Origin of the sequence: Alishewanella sp. WH16-1, assembly GCF_001441695.1 — a bacterium.
In the GTDB taxonomy this organism is placed as follows: Bacteria; Pseudomonadota; Gammaproteobacteria; order Enterobacterales; family Alteromonadaceae; genus Alishewanella; species Alishewanella agri.
Window position 1 is genome coordinate 36,811 of record NZ_LCWL01000024.1, and the last position, 16,827, is coordinate 53,637.

The following is a 16,827-nucleotide window of genomic DNA, read 5'->3' on the forward strand; positions in this document are numbered from 1 at the left end:
CAGTATGAGTGAAATCCGTCAGCCAAAACGTTTAGTTGACTATCAAGCCCCGGCTTTTGTTATTGAGCAAACCCTGTTACGGGTGGAATTGGATCCGGTCGCAACCCGGGTCTACAGTAAATTAAAGTTCCGACGGCAGACGGCTGGCAGTTTGTGGCTGGATGGCCAGGCGCTGCAGTTAATCAGCATCCGGCTAAATGATGCGCCGCTTGGCGAAGACGCTTATCAGCTTAGCGATAAAGGGTTGGCGATTAATGAGCCGGGTGACGTTGGCATCCTGGAAGTGGTAACGCAACTTAACCCGGAACAGAATACTGCGCTAGAGGGGTTGTATCTGGCCGATGGCGTCTATTGTACTCAGTGTGAAGCTGAGGGTTTTCGGCGTATTACTTATTATCCGGACCGTCCCGATGTGCTATCAGTTTTTACGACTACTATTGTCGCAGACCAGGCTCAGCTGCCGTTTTTACTGTCCAATGGCAATAAGATTGCCACTGAACAATTAGCTGATGGCCGCACTGCAGTAACCTGGCATGATCCTTTTCCTAAACCCAGCTATTTGTTTGCCCTGGTCGCCGGTGATTTTGATGTGCTGGCGGATCGCTTTGTCACCGCCAGTGGCCGCGAGGTGGTGCTGGAATTTTTTGTTGAAAAAGGCAAGGGCCGCCGTGCTGCTTTTGCACTGGCTGCGCTGCAGCGTGCGATGCGTTGGGACGAACAGCGGTTTGGTCTGGAATATGACTTGGATCGCTATATGGTAGTGGCGGTTGATTTCTTTAATATGGGGGCCATGGAAAATAAAGGCCTGAATATTTTTAACAGTAAATATGTACTGGCGGATGAACAAACTGCCACCGATAACGATTACTATCATATCGAGTCGATTATTGGTCATGAATATTTTCATAACTGGACCGGTAACCGTGTCACCTGCCGCGACTGGTTTCAGCTGAGTTTAAAAGAGGGGCTGACGGTATTCCGCGATCAGGAATTTAGTGCTGATATGTCTTCTGCCACCTTAAGCCGGATAGATGCAGTGAAGCTGATTCGCACCGCACAGTTTGCCGAGGATGCCAGTCCTATGGCGCACCCGATCCGTCCAGAGCAAGTATTGGAAATGAATAATTTCTATACCGTCACCGTCTACGATAAGGGTGCTGAGGTGATCCGGATGTTGCAAACGCTGCTCGGACGCGAGCGTTTTACTGCCGGGCATCAGCTATATCTTGAACGTCACGATGGTCAGGCGGTTACCTGTGATGATTTTGTGCAGGCGATGCAGGATGCCAGTGGTGTTGATTTACAGCAATTCCGCTTGTGGTACAGCCAGTCCGGTACGCCTGAAGTTAGCGTAACTCAGGTTTACGATGCCGCTGCGCAACAATTACGCTTAACCTTGACTCAGCATACGCCGGCAACTGCGGATCAGCACAGCAAGCAGCCATTGGTGATTCCGGTAAAAATCGAAATTTTGCAACCACAAACAAAGCTGCGCCAACAAGCCTTGCTGGTGCTAACGGCAGCGACTCAGGAATTTGTGATAGCTGAGATTGCGACAGCACCCTTGGTGGTTTGGCTGGAAGATTTCTCGGCACCGGTGAAACTGCACTGTCAGTATACAGCAGAGCAGTGGCTCAGTATTGCCGCACAAGCCAGCAATGGCTTTGCCCGCTGGGATGCGATGCAGCAGTATTGGAGTCTGACGCTACGTCAGGCACTGCACAATAACGAGCTGCCGCAACTGTCAACTGAGTTGCTGGCTTTCTATCGTCAGTTATTGCGTCAGCCGCTGCAGGACCTAGCGTTGACCGCGGAACTGTTGCAGTTACCTGATTTTGAGACCTTGGCCGGGCAGTATCAACCGATCCCGGTTGACGCCTTGCTGGATGCGTTACAACATTTGACCCATCAGCTCGCGACGGTATTGCAGGATGATTTTAGCTATTGTTATCAGCAGCTGCTGTTTGCACCCTATCAATATCAACAACAGCAGGTAGGGCAACGTGCGCTGAGGAGTCTGTGTTTAAATTATCTGGCGCATACTGATGTTGGTGAGGAGCTGGTGGAGCAGCAGTTTCAACAGGCTGATAATATTACCGATCAACTAGCGGCGCTGCGTGCTGGCCAGTCAGCGGTACTGGCCGAAAACGACAGCCGTTTGGCCCGGTTGGCGGAGCGATTCGCGGACGATGTGCAGGTCTTGGATAAATACTTTAGTCTGGTCGCAACCCTACCGAGTGATCAGGTGTTTACCAAGCTGGAACAGCTTACCACGCATCCGGCCTTTAGCTGGAAAAATCCGAACCGGGTTCGGGCTCTGTTCTCTGCCTTTTCTTTGCGTAACCCACAGCAGTTTCATCGTGCTGATGGCCAGGGTTACCGCTTACTGGCCAGTGTCGTAGCCAGATTAGATGCCGTGAACCCACAGCTTGCTGCCCGCCTGATCACACCACTGCTGTCATGGCAACGTTATGATCAACACCGTCAGCAGTTGTTGCGGCAACTACTACAGCAGTTAGCCAGCGGTAGTGCTATGTCAGATGATCTTTATGAAAAGGTGAGTAAGAGCCTGACATGAACCGTAGCTATCTGTTTGGCGCTTTTTTATCAGCAGAAAAGTGCCAGCGCTATTATCGCGGTGAGGTGCGTTATGTCATCGTCACTGCGGACAGCGGCGAGCGTATCCAGTTAGCCTTCCGGCATTTCCAACCCTATTTAAGCCAGCTGGGGATCCACGGTCGTTTCCGGCTGACCGTGAATGCGGCGGGGGATTTTTTGCAGCTGGAAAAAATTAGTTAGAGTATATACTTTAAACGCAAGATTAAAACATTAGCTTGCTTTATTAGCTGGTTTGACCTTTAATTTCATTAGCTTAGCCCGTGGGTCAGCTGGTCTGATCTCCATGATTAAACTAGCTGACGGCAGCAGCTGAGAGTTCTCAGTGTAAAAGGGCAAAAAATGAATAAAAATCAACAGATTTACCTCTTGGCAAACCTTGCTAACGCTTACAAATGATGTAATTATTTTAATGAAAGGAACTGATGCGGCTATGATGGCGGCTCAGGACAATAAATAAAAAAGAACATAACACTACCTGTCGGGACAGGGGGGGAGACAACAAAATGAAGAAAAGGCCAATCCGCTTTGCTAAAAGCCCATTGGCAGCCGGTATTACTACTGCGCTGTTAATGCTGTCTTATGCACCGGCTCAGGCAGCCACATTCAATTTCGGTGATGTTGAAGTGGTGTTTGACTCAACTTTCTCTTACGGTGCCAGCTGGCGTACTGAAGAGCGTAACTGGGATACCATTGCAAAAGTTAACCATCCACGCTTTAACTGGACCGGTTATAACGCTGCGACCAACGTGATCTACCCCTCCGCAGATATCTGGGCTCAGCCAGGCGGCTATTCCAGCAATGGTGATGCTGGCAACCTGAATTTTGACCGTGGTGATATGTTCAGTAGCCTGTTTAAAGGCTTACATGAACTTTCAATCAAAAAAGATAATATCGGTTTCTTTAGCCGTTTTATGTATTTCTACGACACGGCGTTAAATGATGGCAAATTTGCTTACACCAACCCGTTAAGCGGTAACAAGGTTGACCCTTGTGAGGATAAAAGATCCAGTGAGTTAGCCTGTAAAGACGTGCGCCTGCTGGATGCTTACATTTATGGCAATTTCGCCTTTAATGATGGCATGAACCCGGTCACTGTCCGCGTTGGTAACCAGGTACTCAGCTGGGGCGAAAGCACCTTTATTCCACACGGTATTAATATCACGCCGGTCGATGTGGGTATTTTGCGGGCACCGGGCGCTGACTTAAAAGAAGCCTTTATCCCAACTGGCATGGTGACTTTAGCGGTCGGCTTAACAGATCAATTATCAGCTGAACTGTTCTACCAATACAGCTGGCAGGAAAGTTATTTACCCCCCCCAGGCACTTACTTTTCAACCAACGACTTCGCGGGTCGCGGCGGTTATGCGCAGAATATCCAGTTAGGTTTCTCGGGTAACCCGGATATCGATTTGGCTTTCGTGTTACAAAACCTGAATGGTTTAGGTGCGGCGTTAGCTGCTGGTCAGATTACGCCGACGCAGGCGTCGCAACTTTATCTTGCTTACCCGACTAAGGTCGCGCTGCGCCCGGCGGGTGATGCGGGTGAGATCAAGCCGGAAGACGGTGGTCAGTACGGTGTGAAATTAGAATATTTTGCGCCAAACCTGGGTGATACCGAGTTTGCGTTGTACTATATGAACTACCATAGCCGGGTACCTGTTATTTCCGGTGTTGCTTCAAACTTTGGCGCCGCGGCAATTCAGGCAGATCTAGGTTATCTGGTGCAAAATGCCGGTAATCTGAGCGCACAGAACGTACAAAACCTGCAGGCATTCTCTAAAGGCTTACTGGAGTATCCGGAAGATATCAAACTGTATGGTTTTAGCTTTAACACCAACCTGGGTACCACCTCAGTAGCCGGTGAAATTGCTTACCGTCAGGACGAGCCACTGCAAATTGACGACGTAGAAATTCTGTATGCCGGTATGCCGGAGCAGCTGGCTAATGCGGGCATTCGTCCGGATCTGGCTGGGATTTCACAATTAGGCCGCTTTATTGGTTCGAAAGCCACTCCGGGCAATTATGCGCAGGGTTATATTCTCCGTGACACCATTCAGGCACAGATGACCTTTACCCACCTGTTTGGACCAAGCTTAGGTGCCGATAACTTCACGATGCTGGCTGAAGTGGGCGGAATCCGCATCAACGATATGCCAGCGGAAGATGTACTGCGTTTAAACGGTCCAAATACAGACCGTAGCGGCGCACCGCTGATTGGTGCTAATGGTCCGTCAACTGGTTTACATACTGGCTTATCAAATGGCCCGGAAACAAATCCATTCCCAACAGCGTCAGCCTGGGGCTACCGTATTCTGGCCAAAGCCGATTATAACAACGTATTCGCCGGGGTGAACTTATCACAACGTCTGGTGTTCTCACATGATGTGAACGGTATCACGCCTGATCCACTGTTTATGTTTGTTAAAGATCGTAAGTCTGCGTCTTACGCGGTGTCTTTCGATTACCTGAACAAATGGTCTGGTGAATTAAGCTATAACTGGTTCTGGGGTGGTGTAGGTACGACCAATAACACCGAAGACCGTGATTTTATTTCTTTCAATATTAAATACTCTATTTAAGGGACGAGCGCGAATTATGAAAAAACTCACCCTGTTAGCATCAGCCGTAGCGCTGGTGTTCAGTTGTAACGCCTTAGCGAAGTTACCTGCCGATCAGGTTGCGCGTCTGGGACAAGATTTAACGCCGGTTGGTGCTGAGAAGGCGGGTAATGCTGCTGGTACTATTCCGGAATGGACTGGCGGTATTCAAGCTGCCCCAGCTGGTTATAAACCTGGCGATCACCATCCCAATCCCTTTGCTGAGGACAAGGTATTGTTCACAATCAGCAAAGCGAATCTTGATCAGTACCGGCAGTTCTTAAGCCCGGGCCAGATTGCGTTGTTCGATCTGTATCCGGATACCTTTAAAATGAATGTGTATCCAACCCGTCGTAGTGCGTCTTTTCCGCAATATTTTTATGATGCGACAAAACGTATTGCTGCTGAAGCTGAGCTAATACAAGGCGGTAATGGCCTGAAAAATGCGGCTATTGGTATTCCGTTCCCAATCCCAAGCAACGGTCTGGAAGCGATATGGAACCATATCGTCCGTTACCGTGGTGTTGCGGCTAGCCGTAATGGTGGCCAGGCTGCACCAACTGCGCAGGGCGCTTATACCATTATCGGCTTTGACGAGCAGATTATGTTTAAGTATTCCCACCCGGATGCGACCCCTGAAGCACTGCAAGCAGAAAACATCCTGTTCCGCTTCAAGCAAAGCGTAACCACACCAGCCCGTTTGGCCGGTACTGCGCTGCTGGTACATGAAACCATGGATCAGGTGGCTACACCGCGTCAGGCCTGGACTTATAACACCGGTCAGCGCCGGGTTCGTCGTGCGCCAAATGTAGCTTATGATGCGCCGGGTACGGCCTCTGACGGGCTGCGTACCACTGATGACTTCGATATGTTTAACGGTTCACCAGATCGTTATAACTGGGAGTTAAAGGGTAAGCAGGAAATGTATATCGCCTATAACGATTACAAGCTGCACAGCAAAGAGTTGAAGTATGCCGATATCCTGATGGCTGGCCATATTAATCCAGAGCACGTACGGTATGAAAAACACCGGGTCTGGGTGGTTGAGGCAACGCTGAAAGAAGGCACCCGTCATGTTTACGGTAAGCGCGTATTCTTTATCGATGAGGATAGCTGGCAAATTCATGTTGCCGATCTGTATGACAACCGTGGCGATTTATATCGCGTAGCGGTAGCGCATGGTCTGAACTACTACGAAGTGCCAACACATTGGAGTACGTTAGAGGTTTACCATGACTTGAACTCGCGCCGTTATATCGCGATAGGTCTGGATAACGAAGATCGGATGTATGATTTCTCGGTAACCTTGTCAGATAATGATTTCACGCCAGCCTCGCTGCGTCGTGAGGGGACCCGTTAAAGTGGAAAGCTGAGAAAGGCTGGCGCAAGCCAGCCTTTTTTTTAACTGCAGGCGCCTGTCGTCTGGCCTTGATAGACTGAGTGTGTGACTGATTTATGCATAAGTATTTACTTGCCGGCTGTTTGTCGGCGTTAGCCTTGACACCACAGGCTGCGGCGATGACCGAACAGACGGCTTTGCCGCCTGGCGAGGCCAAACCGGCCTTTATTGTACCGCTTGTAGCGAAAAGCTTGCTGACTGATGTGGTGGAAATCACTGGCGGTCAGTTTGTAGCAGTAGGTGACCGTGGTCATATTTTGCTGAGTCAGGATGGCACGAACTGGCAGCAGGCACAGGTGCCTGTGCAGTCACTGTTAACCTCAGTGTATTTTACTGATGCGGATTATGGTTGGGCGGTCGGGCATGATGCCACCATTCTGCATAGTCAGGATGGCGGAAAAACCTGGCAAATCCAACAGTTTTTGCCGGAAACAGATAAACCGCTGATGGATGTGTATTTCTTTGACCGGCAGCGCGGTATGGCGGTCGGTGCCTATGGCATGTTCTTTACCACTAATGATGGTGGTAATACTTGGGACAAGGCGTTTTACCTGTCACTGGCCTCGGTTGATGATCAGGAGTTTTTGGCAGAGTTGGAAGAAACCGATCCGGAAGGTTATTTACTGGAGCGAGAGTCGGTATTACCGCATTTTAACCGGCTAATTGTTGCCGGCCAGCAAGTCCTGATGGTTGGCGAAGCCGGTTTCGTTGCCATCAGTGAAGATGCCGGTGAAAGTTGGCGCCGGCTGGAGGCGTTCTATAATGGCTCTTTGTTTGATATTCACCGCACTCAGGCCGGAACGCTGCTGGTTGCCGGTTTACGCGGTAACCTGTTCCGTAGCACCGATAATGGCGAAAGCTGGCAAGATATTGCGTTACCGGTGTCTGCGACCTTGAACAGTATTTTTGAAGATGACTCGGGCAAGCTTTATTTGGCGGGTAACGCCGGGGCGCTGTTATTAAGCGAAGATGACGGTCTGAACTTTGTTGATCAGTCACAGGCCGACGGCCGCGCGGTATTAAATGGTCTGGCCATTGCAGAACAGGTGTTGCTGGTAACTGAAGCCGGTGTAAAACTAACTACGATAAATAAGTCTGAATAATATGAGTATGAATTGGCTGGTAAATAAGTTTGAGTATAGCCTGTTCCGTCATCGCTTAGTGGTGCTGGTGCTGTTTGCGGTCGCGACTCTTGTCTTGTTGTGGCGGGCAACCGATATCAAACTGGATGCGGCTTTTAGCAAAAACATTCCGCTAAAGCACGAATATATGCAAACCTACCTGAAACATGAACAGGACTTCGGTGGCGCTAACAATATTCTGATCGCGATGTGTGATGCCAGCGGCGATATCTTTAATGCCAACTTCTTCGATAGTTTACGTCGCGCCCATGATGATGTGGTTTATACCCCCGGAGTGGAGCGTGTGCTGGTTAAATCCCTGTTTAGCCCGAGCACCCGCTTTATTGAGGTGGTCGAGGATGGTTTTGCTGGTGGACCGGTTATCCCAGCCGACTTTACACCGGATGCCGAGGGCTTAGCGCGGGTGAAAGAAAACGCCGAGAAAGCCGGTGTTATCGGTCGCATGGTCGCGGATGACTATAGCTGCGCCATGATTACGGCTTCGTTACTCGAATACGATCCGGAAACTAACCTGCCGCTGGATACCATCGCCTTTGCCGGTAAACTGGAAAATGATATCCGCGCCAAATACCAGACCGAACAGGTTAGTGTGCATATTATTGGCTTCGCCAAAATGGTTGGCGATGTGGCAGAAGGCGCTAAAGGTGTCGTTGCCTTCTTCGGTGTGGCGATCGTCATTACGACCTTTATGGTGTTCCTGTTCTGTCGTTCGGTGATGTTGACGGTATTACCGATAGCCTGTTCACTGATTGCCGTAGTCTGGCAGATGGGCTTGCTGACGGTGCTGGGTTTTGGCATCGATCCGATGTCAATTCTGGTCCCGTTCTTAGTCTTTGCCATAGGCGTAAGTCACGGCGTACAGATGATTAACTCCACCGGTAAAAGGGTAGCTGCTGGCATGAATGCCAAAACTGCAGCCCAGGCCAGTTTCCGTAAACTGTTGATCCCAGGTGGCGTGGCGCTGTTATCTGATACGGTCGGTTTTCTGACGTTATTGATTATTGAAATCGGCGTGATCCGTGAGCTGGCCATTACTGCCAGTTTGGGTGTGGCGGTCATTATTCTGACTAACCTGATCCTGTTACCGGTGCTGATGTCTTTTGTACGCTTTAGTAAAGCCTATCAGGAGCGGGTAGCCAAGCCGAATGTGGCAGCAGATAAAGCCTGGTATGCGTTATCCGCCTTTGCCACGCGCCGTTACGCTGCGGTGATCCTGGCCTGTACGGCGTTATTGTTTGCTTATGGCTATTGGCAGAGCCAGCAACTGAAAATTGGTGATTTGCATGCCGGTGCGCCGGCGCTGCACGAAGACTCACGCTATAACCAGGATACTTTTTTAATCACTGACCGCTTTGCGATCTCAGTCGACTATATCAATGTGATGGTTGAGAGTATTCCCAGTGCCTGTACCCATCATGACATTATGGATCGTATCGATCAGTTCCAATGGCTGATGGAAAACGTACCAGGTGTGCAGTCGGCGGTATCCTTGCCGTCGGTATCAAAAGTGATTAACGCCGCCTATAACGAAGGCAACGCTAAATGGCGGGTATTACCACGTAATACGCAAAGTCTGGTGCAGGCGTCATCACGGGTTGAAACCAGCACCGGTTTATTGAATGCCGATTGCTCAGTGATGCCAGTGATGATTTTCCTCGAAGATCATAAAGCCGAAACCATAGAGCGGGTGGTTGCCGCAGCCAAGCAACATGGCGCTGAGCTGGGTGATGCGGATACCCGCTTTATGCTGGCAACCGGCCCGGCCGGTGTCATGGCTGCCACCAATGAAGCGGTAAGTGCCGCGCAGCAACCGATGATGTGGTACGTTTATGCGGCAGTTATTCTGCTGTGTTTACTGAGCTTCCGCTCGGTGCGCGCCACCGCTGCAGTCATTATTCCACTCTATGTGGTATCAGTGTTAGCCACAGCACTGATGACTAAGTTGCAGATTGGTTTGACAGTATCGACTTTGCCGGTTATCGCACTGGGTGTGGGTATTGGGGTGGATTACGGTATCTATATTCTGTCAACGATGAGCCAGCAGTTACGCGATGGTATGCCACTGCGTCAGGCCTACTTTGAGGCGTTAAAAGAGCGGGGCAGTGCGGTGTTGTTTACCGGTATCACACTAGCTATCGGTGTTAGTACCTGGGTATTTTCGGCGCTGAAATTCCAGGTGGATATGGGGATCCTGCTGACCTTTATGTTTATCGTTAATATGTTGGGGGCAATCGTCGTATTGCCGGCACTGGCGGCTTTCTTCTGGCGCAAAAATAATTAGCCCAACAGATAAAAAATATAATTATGCAGCTTAAACAATGAAAATGGCCGAAAGGCCATTTTCTATTTAAACAAGCTGAATATTCAGCCAGAAATGCCGGTAATTCAGTGGTATAACCAGCGTAAAAGCCACAAATATCGCTTCAAAAGCGCTACAATAGCTACTACACTGCGCAGCTTAAAGTATCCCCGTTAATTTTGTGGATCCTGCAATGTCGCAGTGATTGATAAAAGGATGCAATAATGGCAAAGATAGATGGTCTACCCTCAGTATTACTACAAAATGTCAGCAAACTGATCAAACAAAAAGTAAAAGAACAGGTTGAGTTAGTCGATAAATTTGCCCATACCCTGTATGGCAATATGTCGAGTGAAGATTTAGTGGGTCGTAATGACAGCGATCTGTACGGCGCAGCCTTAAGTTTGTGGCAAACCTTTAATCAACATGCCGAGCCAGCAGCTCGCATCCGGGTGTTTAACCCGGAAATTGCCCGTCACGGCTGGGAGTCAAAACACACCATTGTCGAAATGGTGGTGCAGGACATGCCGTTTCTGGTGGACTCAGTGCGAATGGCATTGAGCCGGCATAATATTGCATCTCATCTGTTACTGCATTATCCGCTGCAAACCAAACGTGATGCGGCGGGTAATATTACCGATTTTGCCAAGCTGGGCCGCTTAAGCGATGCCACCACACAGCAAACCGTGTTTCATATCGAAATTGATCGGATGACGGACAGTGAGGCCATTGCCGCATTAAAAGCCGAGTTGTTATCGGTGATGGAAGATGTCTCTCTGGCGGTTCAGGACTGGCAACCGGCGCGGCAGAAGCTGCTGGACGTGATCAAAGCCTTACCTAAGCATGCCGGTAAGGCATCAAAAGACGAGTTAACCGAGACCACAGAGTTTTTAAACTGGTTGGCCAAAGATAACTTTACGCTGTTAGGTTACCGCTCCTACGATATCAAGCCGGTAAAAGGCGATTATCAGATTGTCGGTGAACGTGATTCGGCCTTAGGCCTGATGCGCCGTTCAGAGCCGCGGGATCTGATGCTGTCTGAATTACCGGAGCGCGGCCGCCAGCAGGCACTGAACAGCTCGCTGTTAATTTTAACCAAAACCAATGCCAAATCCCGTGTACATCGCCCGGCCTATATCGATTATGTCGGTATTAAACGCTTCGACAAGAGTGGCAAAGTAGTGGGTGAAGATCGCTTTATCGGTCTGTACTCCTCCAGCTTGTATAACAATTCTGCGGCAGAAATCCCGTTGTTAAAGGGTAAGTTAAAGCAGGTGATGGAGCGCTCAGAATTTGCGGTCGGTACTCATGCCTATAAAGCCCTGCTGAATATTTTAGAAACCTATCCGCGGGATGAGCTGATCCAGGCTAATGTCGATGAGCTGCTGGATGTCAGCCGTGGCGTACTGCAAATGCAGGAACGTGATATGACGCGTTTATTTGTGCGTGAAGATACCTTTGGCCGTTTCGTCACGGCAATGGTGTATGTACCACGCGAGCGTTATAACACTCAGCTGCGAAAAGACACCCAGGCCATACTAGCACGTGCTTTAGGTTCAACCGAGCCGGTTGAATTTACCACTTATTTCTCTGAATCTGTGTTGGCCCGTACTCATTATCTGGTGCGGATCAACGATAGCCAAATTGAGTACAACGTGAAAGAAATCGAACGAAATCTGGTTGAAGCGGCCCGTACCTGGGAAGACAAACTGGAAGCTGCCCTGATCGGGGTTTATGGTGAAGCGCGCGGCCGTGAATTAAGCCGCAAGTACGTTAATGCGTTCCCGCGGGCGTACAAAGAAGATATGCTGCCCAATGACGCGCTGGTCGATATCGGTAAGCTGGAGTCATTATCCGCTGACCACAAGCTGGAGATGCTGTTCTACCGGCCACAGGAAGAAGGACGTGACAGTAAAGCAGTGCGTCTGAATCTGTTCCATAAAGACCAGCCGATCCATTTATCCGATGTGCTACCGATGTTGGAAAACTTTGGTCTGCGGGTAATTGGTGAAACGCCTTATGCGGTGAAGTGTCCGGATGGCTCGGTCAGCTGGATCCTGAACTTCGCGATGGAGCTAAATGGCGAGATCCCAACTGATTTTGCTGCTGCCTCACAAAGCTTTCAGGATTCTTTGACCAAGGTGTGGGCAGGCCAGCTGGAAGATGACGGCTTTAACCGCTTGATCCTTGGCGCCGGTTTAACTGGGCGCGAGGCCTCCATTTTACGTGCCTTTGCTAAATATAAACGCCAGATCGGTGGCACCTTTAGCCAAAGCTATGTCGAAAGCACTTTTGCCCGTTATGCCACCCTGGCTGGCTTGCTGGTGCAGCTGTTTAACGCCAAGTTTTCACCGTCACTGAAAACGACGGCTAAGCAGTTAGAAAAACTGACTGAACAAATTAATGAGCAGTTAGAGAACGTCGCTAATCTGGACGATGATCGGATTATCCGTCGCTTTGTCGATATGATTAATGCGACCTTAAGAACCAACTACTTCCAGAAAGCCGCAGATGGCGCTGACAAGCCGTATATCTCCTTCAAGATCAAACCTGATCTGATTCCGGATATGCCGCTCCCGATGCCGATGTTCGAGATTTTCGTGTACTCACCGCGGGTAGAAGGCGTGCATTTACGCTTTGGCAAGGTGGCTCGGGGTGGTTTACGTTGGTCCGATCGCCGCGAAGACTTCCGCACCGAAGTACTGGGCCTGGTAAAAGCACAGCAGGTGAAAAACACTGTTATCGTGCCATCAGGCGCGAAAGGCGGTTTTGTTTGTAAGAAATTACCGGAAACCGGTGGTCGCGAAGCCTTTATCAATGAAGGCAAAGAATGTTACCGCACCTTTATCCGTGGCTTACTGGATATCACCGACAATATTAAACAAGGCAGTATCGTACCGCCGGTTGACGTGGTGCGGTTAGACGAAGACGATCCTTACCTGGTAGTTGCTGCCGATAAGGGCACGGCTACCTTCTCCGATATTTCTAACGGGATTTCGGAAGAATACGGTTTCTGGTTGGGTGATGCCTTCGCATCAGGTGGCTCTAACGGCTATGACCATAAAAAGATGGGTATCACAGCCCGTGGTGGTTGGGAGGCAGTAAAACGCCATTTCCGCGAAATCGGTATCGATTGCCAGACTACTGATTTTACTTGCGTGGGTATCGGTGATATGGCGGGTGACGTCTTTGGTAACGGCATGTTGCTATCGAAGCACATCCGGTTACAGGCTGCCTTTAACCATATGCATATCTTTATCGACCCGAATCCGGATGCGGCAAAGACCTATAAAGAGCGTGAGCGTTTATTTAACTTACCAACTTCAACCTGGGATGATTTTGATAAGTCACTGATCTCTGAGGGTGGTGGTGTATTTGCCCGTAGTGCGAAATCGATTAAGTTAAGCCAGCAAATGAAAGATATGCTGGGCACGACCAAAGCCAGCATGACGCCAAACGAATTGATTCGTGAATGTCTGATGATGTCGGTGGATCTGATTTGGAACGGTGGTATCGGTACCTACGTTAAAGGTAGCAACGAAAGCCATGCGGAAGTTGGCGATCGTGGTTCAGAAGCCTTACGGGTCAATGGCCGTGAACTGCGGGCGAAGATTTTTGGTGAGGGCGGTAACCTGGGTTGTACCCAGCGAGGCCGGATTGAATTCGCAGCCAATGGCGGACGGATTAATACTGACTTCGTCGACAACGTTGGCGGCGTAACCTGCTCGGATAACGAAGTCAATATCAAGATCCTGCTAAACGCCTTAATGGCAGCCGGTGATCTGACGTTGAAACAGCGGAATACGTTACTCAACGATATGACGGACGACGTGGCCGCTATTGTTATCGGCGACTGTTACCGGCAGACTGAGAGCATCAGCTTGTCGTCCTTGCTGGGTTCAGAGCAGATCAAAGAATATACCCGCTTTATCCATGCTCTGGAGAAAGACGGGAAACTTAACCGTGAGTTGGAATTCCTGCCGTCAGACGATGAGTTAGCGGATCGGATGGCCAAAGGTATGGGCTTAACCCGACCTGAGCTGGCAATTTTAACCGCTTACGGCAAGATGGTGCTAAAAGAACGCTTGGTGACGCCGGAAGTGTCGGATAATCCGTTCTTCCAAAAATTATTGACCGGTGCTTTCCCAGCGGTATTACAACAGAAGTTTGGCAAAGAAATTAGCCAGCACCCGCTGAAAGCGGAAATTATCGCCACCAAACTGGCGAATATGCTGGTTAACGAGATGGGCCCGAACTTCGTGCAGCGGATGTTTGAAGAAACCGGCGCCTCAGTGGCTGAAGTGGCGATTTGCTATGCCATAGTGCGTGAGTTGTTCGATCTGTCACACAACTGGAAGCAATTACAACAGCTGGATAATAAAGTCTCAGCCGCGCTGCAAAGCCGGGTGCTGTTCCAACTGCGCCGCACTATGCGTCGGGCTACCCGCTGGTTTGTACGTCACCGTGACAAGTCGCTGGACATTACCCAAACCGTAGATTTCTTCAAACCGGCGTACGAAGCGATTTGCCGCGATTTAACGCAGTATATTGCTGAGCGTGAAATGCAGGAACTGGCAGAAAAAGCACAGGAGCTGGTGGAGCAGGGTATTCCGGAGCAGGTAGCATCCTATGTCAGCCGGTTGAGTACAGTGTTCTCGGTGATGGATATCGCGCAGGTGGCAGATGCACAGCAAACACCATTGGCGATGGTCGCTGAAATTTACTTTAAATTAGGCGATAAACTGGAGCTACACTGGTTCCTGGAGCAAATTACCCGGCAGCCGGTCGCCAACCATTGGCAGGCTCTGGCGCGGGCATCGTATCGCGAAGAGCTGGATTGGCAGCAACGTGGTTTAACCTCAGTGGTAGTAAAAAGCTGCGGTACGGTGTGCAATGCTGAGGACATTATCAGCAACTGGCTGGAGCAGCACAGTGGTCTGGTAGAGCGGTGGCGCTTAATGTTGTCTGAGTTTAAGACGACGCAAAGCCATGAATTCGCTAAGTTCTCGGTTGCAATGCGTGAGCTGATGTTATTAAGTCAATCGGTCTGATGCTATTCATTAACTAGTAAAATCATTACAATACCCCGGTTCGCCGGGGTATTTTTTATTTTAGGATCCGTTATGTTTTATCCTCTTGCCAGAAAGGTGTTATTTAGTTGTGATGCTGAGCGCTCGCATGATTTTTCGCTTGGAAGTTTAAAACGTCTGGCGCATACACCACTGTCGGCGTTATGGCAGCAACAACTGCTGGCTAAGCCGAAAACCGTCGCTGGCATTCGCTTTGAAAACCCGGTTGGCTTAGCGGCTGGTTTGGATAAAAACGCTGACTGTATCGCCGCTTTTGCCCAGATGGGGTTTGGTTTCCTGGAAGTCGGTACTGTCACACCGCGGCCACAACAGGGTAATCCCAAACCGCGCATGTTCCGCTTACCGCAGGCGGAAGCCATTATTAACCGCATGGGTTTTAACAATAAAGGCGTGGATTATCTGGTTAATAACGTAAAGCATAGTCAGTTTAAAGGGGTGTTGGGTATCAACATCGGCAAGAACAAAGATACCCCAAACGAGCAGGGTAAAGATGACTATGTGCACTGTATGCGTAAAGTCTACCCCTATGCCAGTTATATCACAGTCAATATTTCTTCGCCCAATACGCCGGGATTGCGGGATCTACAGTTTGGTGAGGCCTTGTTTGATTTGCTGCAAAGCGTTAAGAATGAGCAGCTGGATTTGCAGGCGCAGTATGATAACTATGTGCCGATCTTTGTAAAAATTGCGCCAGATATGGACGCGGTAGCGGTAGAGCAGGTGGCCGAAACCCTGTTACGCAGCAAAATGGATGGTGCTATCGCGACTAACACCACGCTGGATCGTAGCCTGGTGGCCGGCCAGCGTTATAGCGATGAAGCTGGTGGTTTAAGTGGTAAACCGGTACAACAACGCAGTACCCAGGTATTAAGTCAGTTACGTCAGGCCGTCGGCCCGGCGTTTCCGATTATTGGTGTTGGCGGTATCCATGATGCGGCCTCTGCAGCAGAAAAATTGGCCGCGGGTGCTGATCTGTTACAACTGTATACGGGTTTTATTTACCGCGGGCCGGCGTTAATCAAAGAAATCGTCGAGTCCTTATAACGATCTGTTGCCGATCAGGGTTATTTAGACAGAATTATTCTTTAACTTTTTGATCGGCGTGCTATATTAGTGCTAATAAGTGCGTAGTCTGACCAGATAAAGGAGCACAATGTTAACGCCGTCAGAGCAATGGACCTGGCATTACTGCCCGCAAAAAGATCGTCTGTTGTTGGAAATAGATGACCAGTTGCAGTTTTGTTCCGACCTATCGGGCGCTAATCTGCATAGCCGGATCCAGCAGCAACCTTTTTCGCTAGAAGAGGCGGAAAGTTATTGGCGTTTTCATGATGCATTACTGCCGGTCATCAGCGACGATGCGCTGCGTCTGGAGTTGACTTTACATGCGCTGGCCAATCGCTACCGGCAACTGAGTGCCCATAAAAGCTGGTACTTTGCCACCCAACGCTCGCAAGACAGTGGTTTATATCAGTTGGTACAGTTGCAAGGTAAAGACACCATCACTGCTTTAGTTGTTGCTTCAGATCTGGAATGTGTCGAGTGCCTGTTGCTTGAGGCTGGCGAATCGCTCGCTGGTAAGTTGCTGGCACGCAGTACAGTAATCCGGGTATTACGAAACAGAGCAACACCTATCGAACAAGATGTCAATCTCGCCCGCACTGCCTGATTTTAAGGCCTG

The 16,827-nt window shown here is 49.7% G+C and carries 9 protein-coding genes; all 9 read left to right on the forward strand.

The genetic code is table 11. The features are described from left to right. Positions 1 to 4: 4 nt before the first annotated feature. A complete protein-coding gene (pepN, locus tag AAY72_RS02685) occupies positions 5 to 2,578 on the forward strand; it encodes an aminopeptidase N (protein ID WP_057785492.1) in 2,574 nt (857 codons plus the stop codon). Further along, positions 2,575 to 2,799: a DUF2835 family protein gene (locus tag AAY72_RS02690; RefSeq protein WP_008983637.1), complete on the forward strand. Its 225-nt coding sequence runs from the start codon at positions 2,575 to 2,577 to the stop codon at positions 2,797 to 2,799. Before pepN ends, AAY72_RS02690 begins: the two co-directional genes overlap by 4 nt. A 323-nt stretch (positions 2,800 to 3,122) precedes the next feature. Further along, positions 3,123 to 5,198 carry a DUF1302 domain-containing protein gene (locus tag AAY72_RS02695; RefSeq protein WP_057785493.1) on the forward strand — a complete coding sequence of 692 codons (2,076 nt, stop codon included), beginning with the start codon at positions 3,123 to 3,125 and terminating at the stop codon, positions 5,196 to 5,198. Between the two features lie 13 nt (positions 5,199 to 5,211). Beyond that, on the forward strand, positions 5,212 to 6,576 hold the full coding sequence (locus tag AAY72_RS02700; RefSeq protein ID WP_197408365.1) for a DUF1329 domain-containing protein: 1,365 nt from the start codon (positions 5,212 to 5,214) through the stop codon (positions 6,574 to 6,576). Positions 6,577 to 6,671: 95 nt separating this feature from the next. After that, a complete protein-coding gene (locus tag AAY72_RS02705; RefSeq protein WP_057785495.1) occupies positions 6,672 to 7,718 on the forward strand; it encodes a YCF48-related protein in 1,047 nt (348 codons plus the stop codon). A gap of 7 nt (positions 7,719 to 7,725) precedes the next feature. Then, the gene (locus AAY72_RS02710; RefSeq protein ID WP_197408364.1) at positions 7,726 to 10,038 is read left to right on the forward strand and encodes an RND family transporter; all 2,313 of its coding nucleotides are present in this window, start codon (positions 7,726 to 7,728) and stop codon (positions 10,036 to 10,038) included. A 242-nt stretch (positions 10,039 to 10,280) separates the two neighbouring features. After that, positions 10,281 to 15,107: an NAD-glutamate dehydrogenase gene (locus tag AAY72_RS02715; RefSeq protein WP_057785497.1), complete on the forward strand. Its 4,827-nt coding sequence runs from the start codon at positions 10,281 to 10,283 to the stop codon at positions 15,105 to 15,107. Between the two features lie 72 nt (positions 15,108 to 15,179). Next, on the forward strand, positions 15,180 to 16,190 hold the full coding sequence (gene pyrD, locus AAY72_RS02720) for a quinone-dependent dihydroorotate dehydrogenase (RefSeq protein ID WP_057785498.1): 1,011 nt from the start codon (positions 15,180 to 15,182) through the stop codon (positions 16,188 to 16,190). Positions 16,191 to 16,299: 109 nt separating this feature from the next. After that, positions 16,300 to 16,815, forward strand: coding sequence for a cell division protein ZapC domain-containing protein (locus AAY72_RS02725; protein ID WP_008983630.1), 516 nt, complete (start codon positions 16,300 to 16,302; stop codon positions 16,813 to 16,815). Positions 16,816 to 16,827 lie beyond the last annotated feature (12 nt).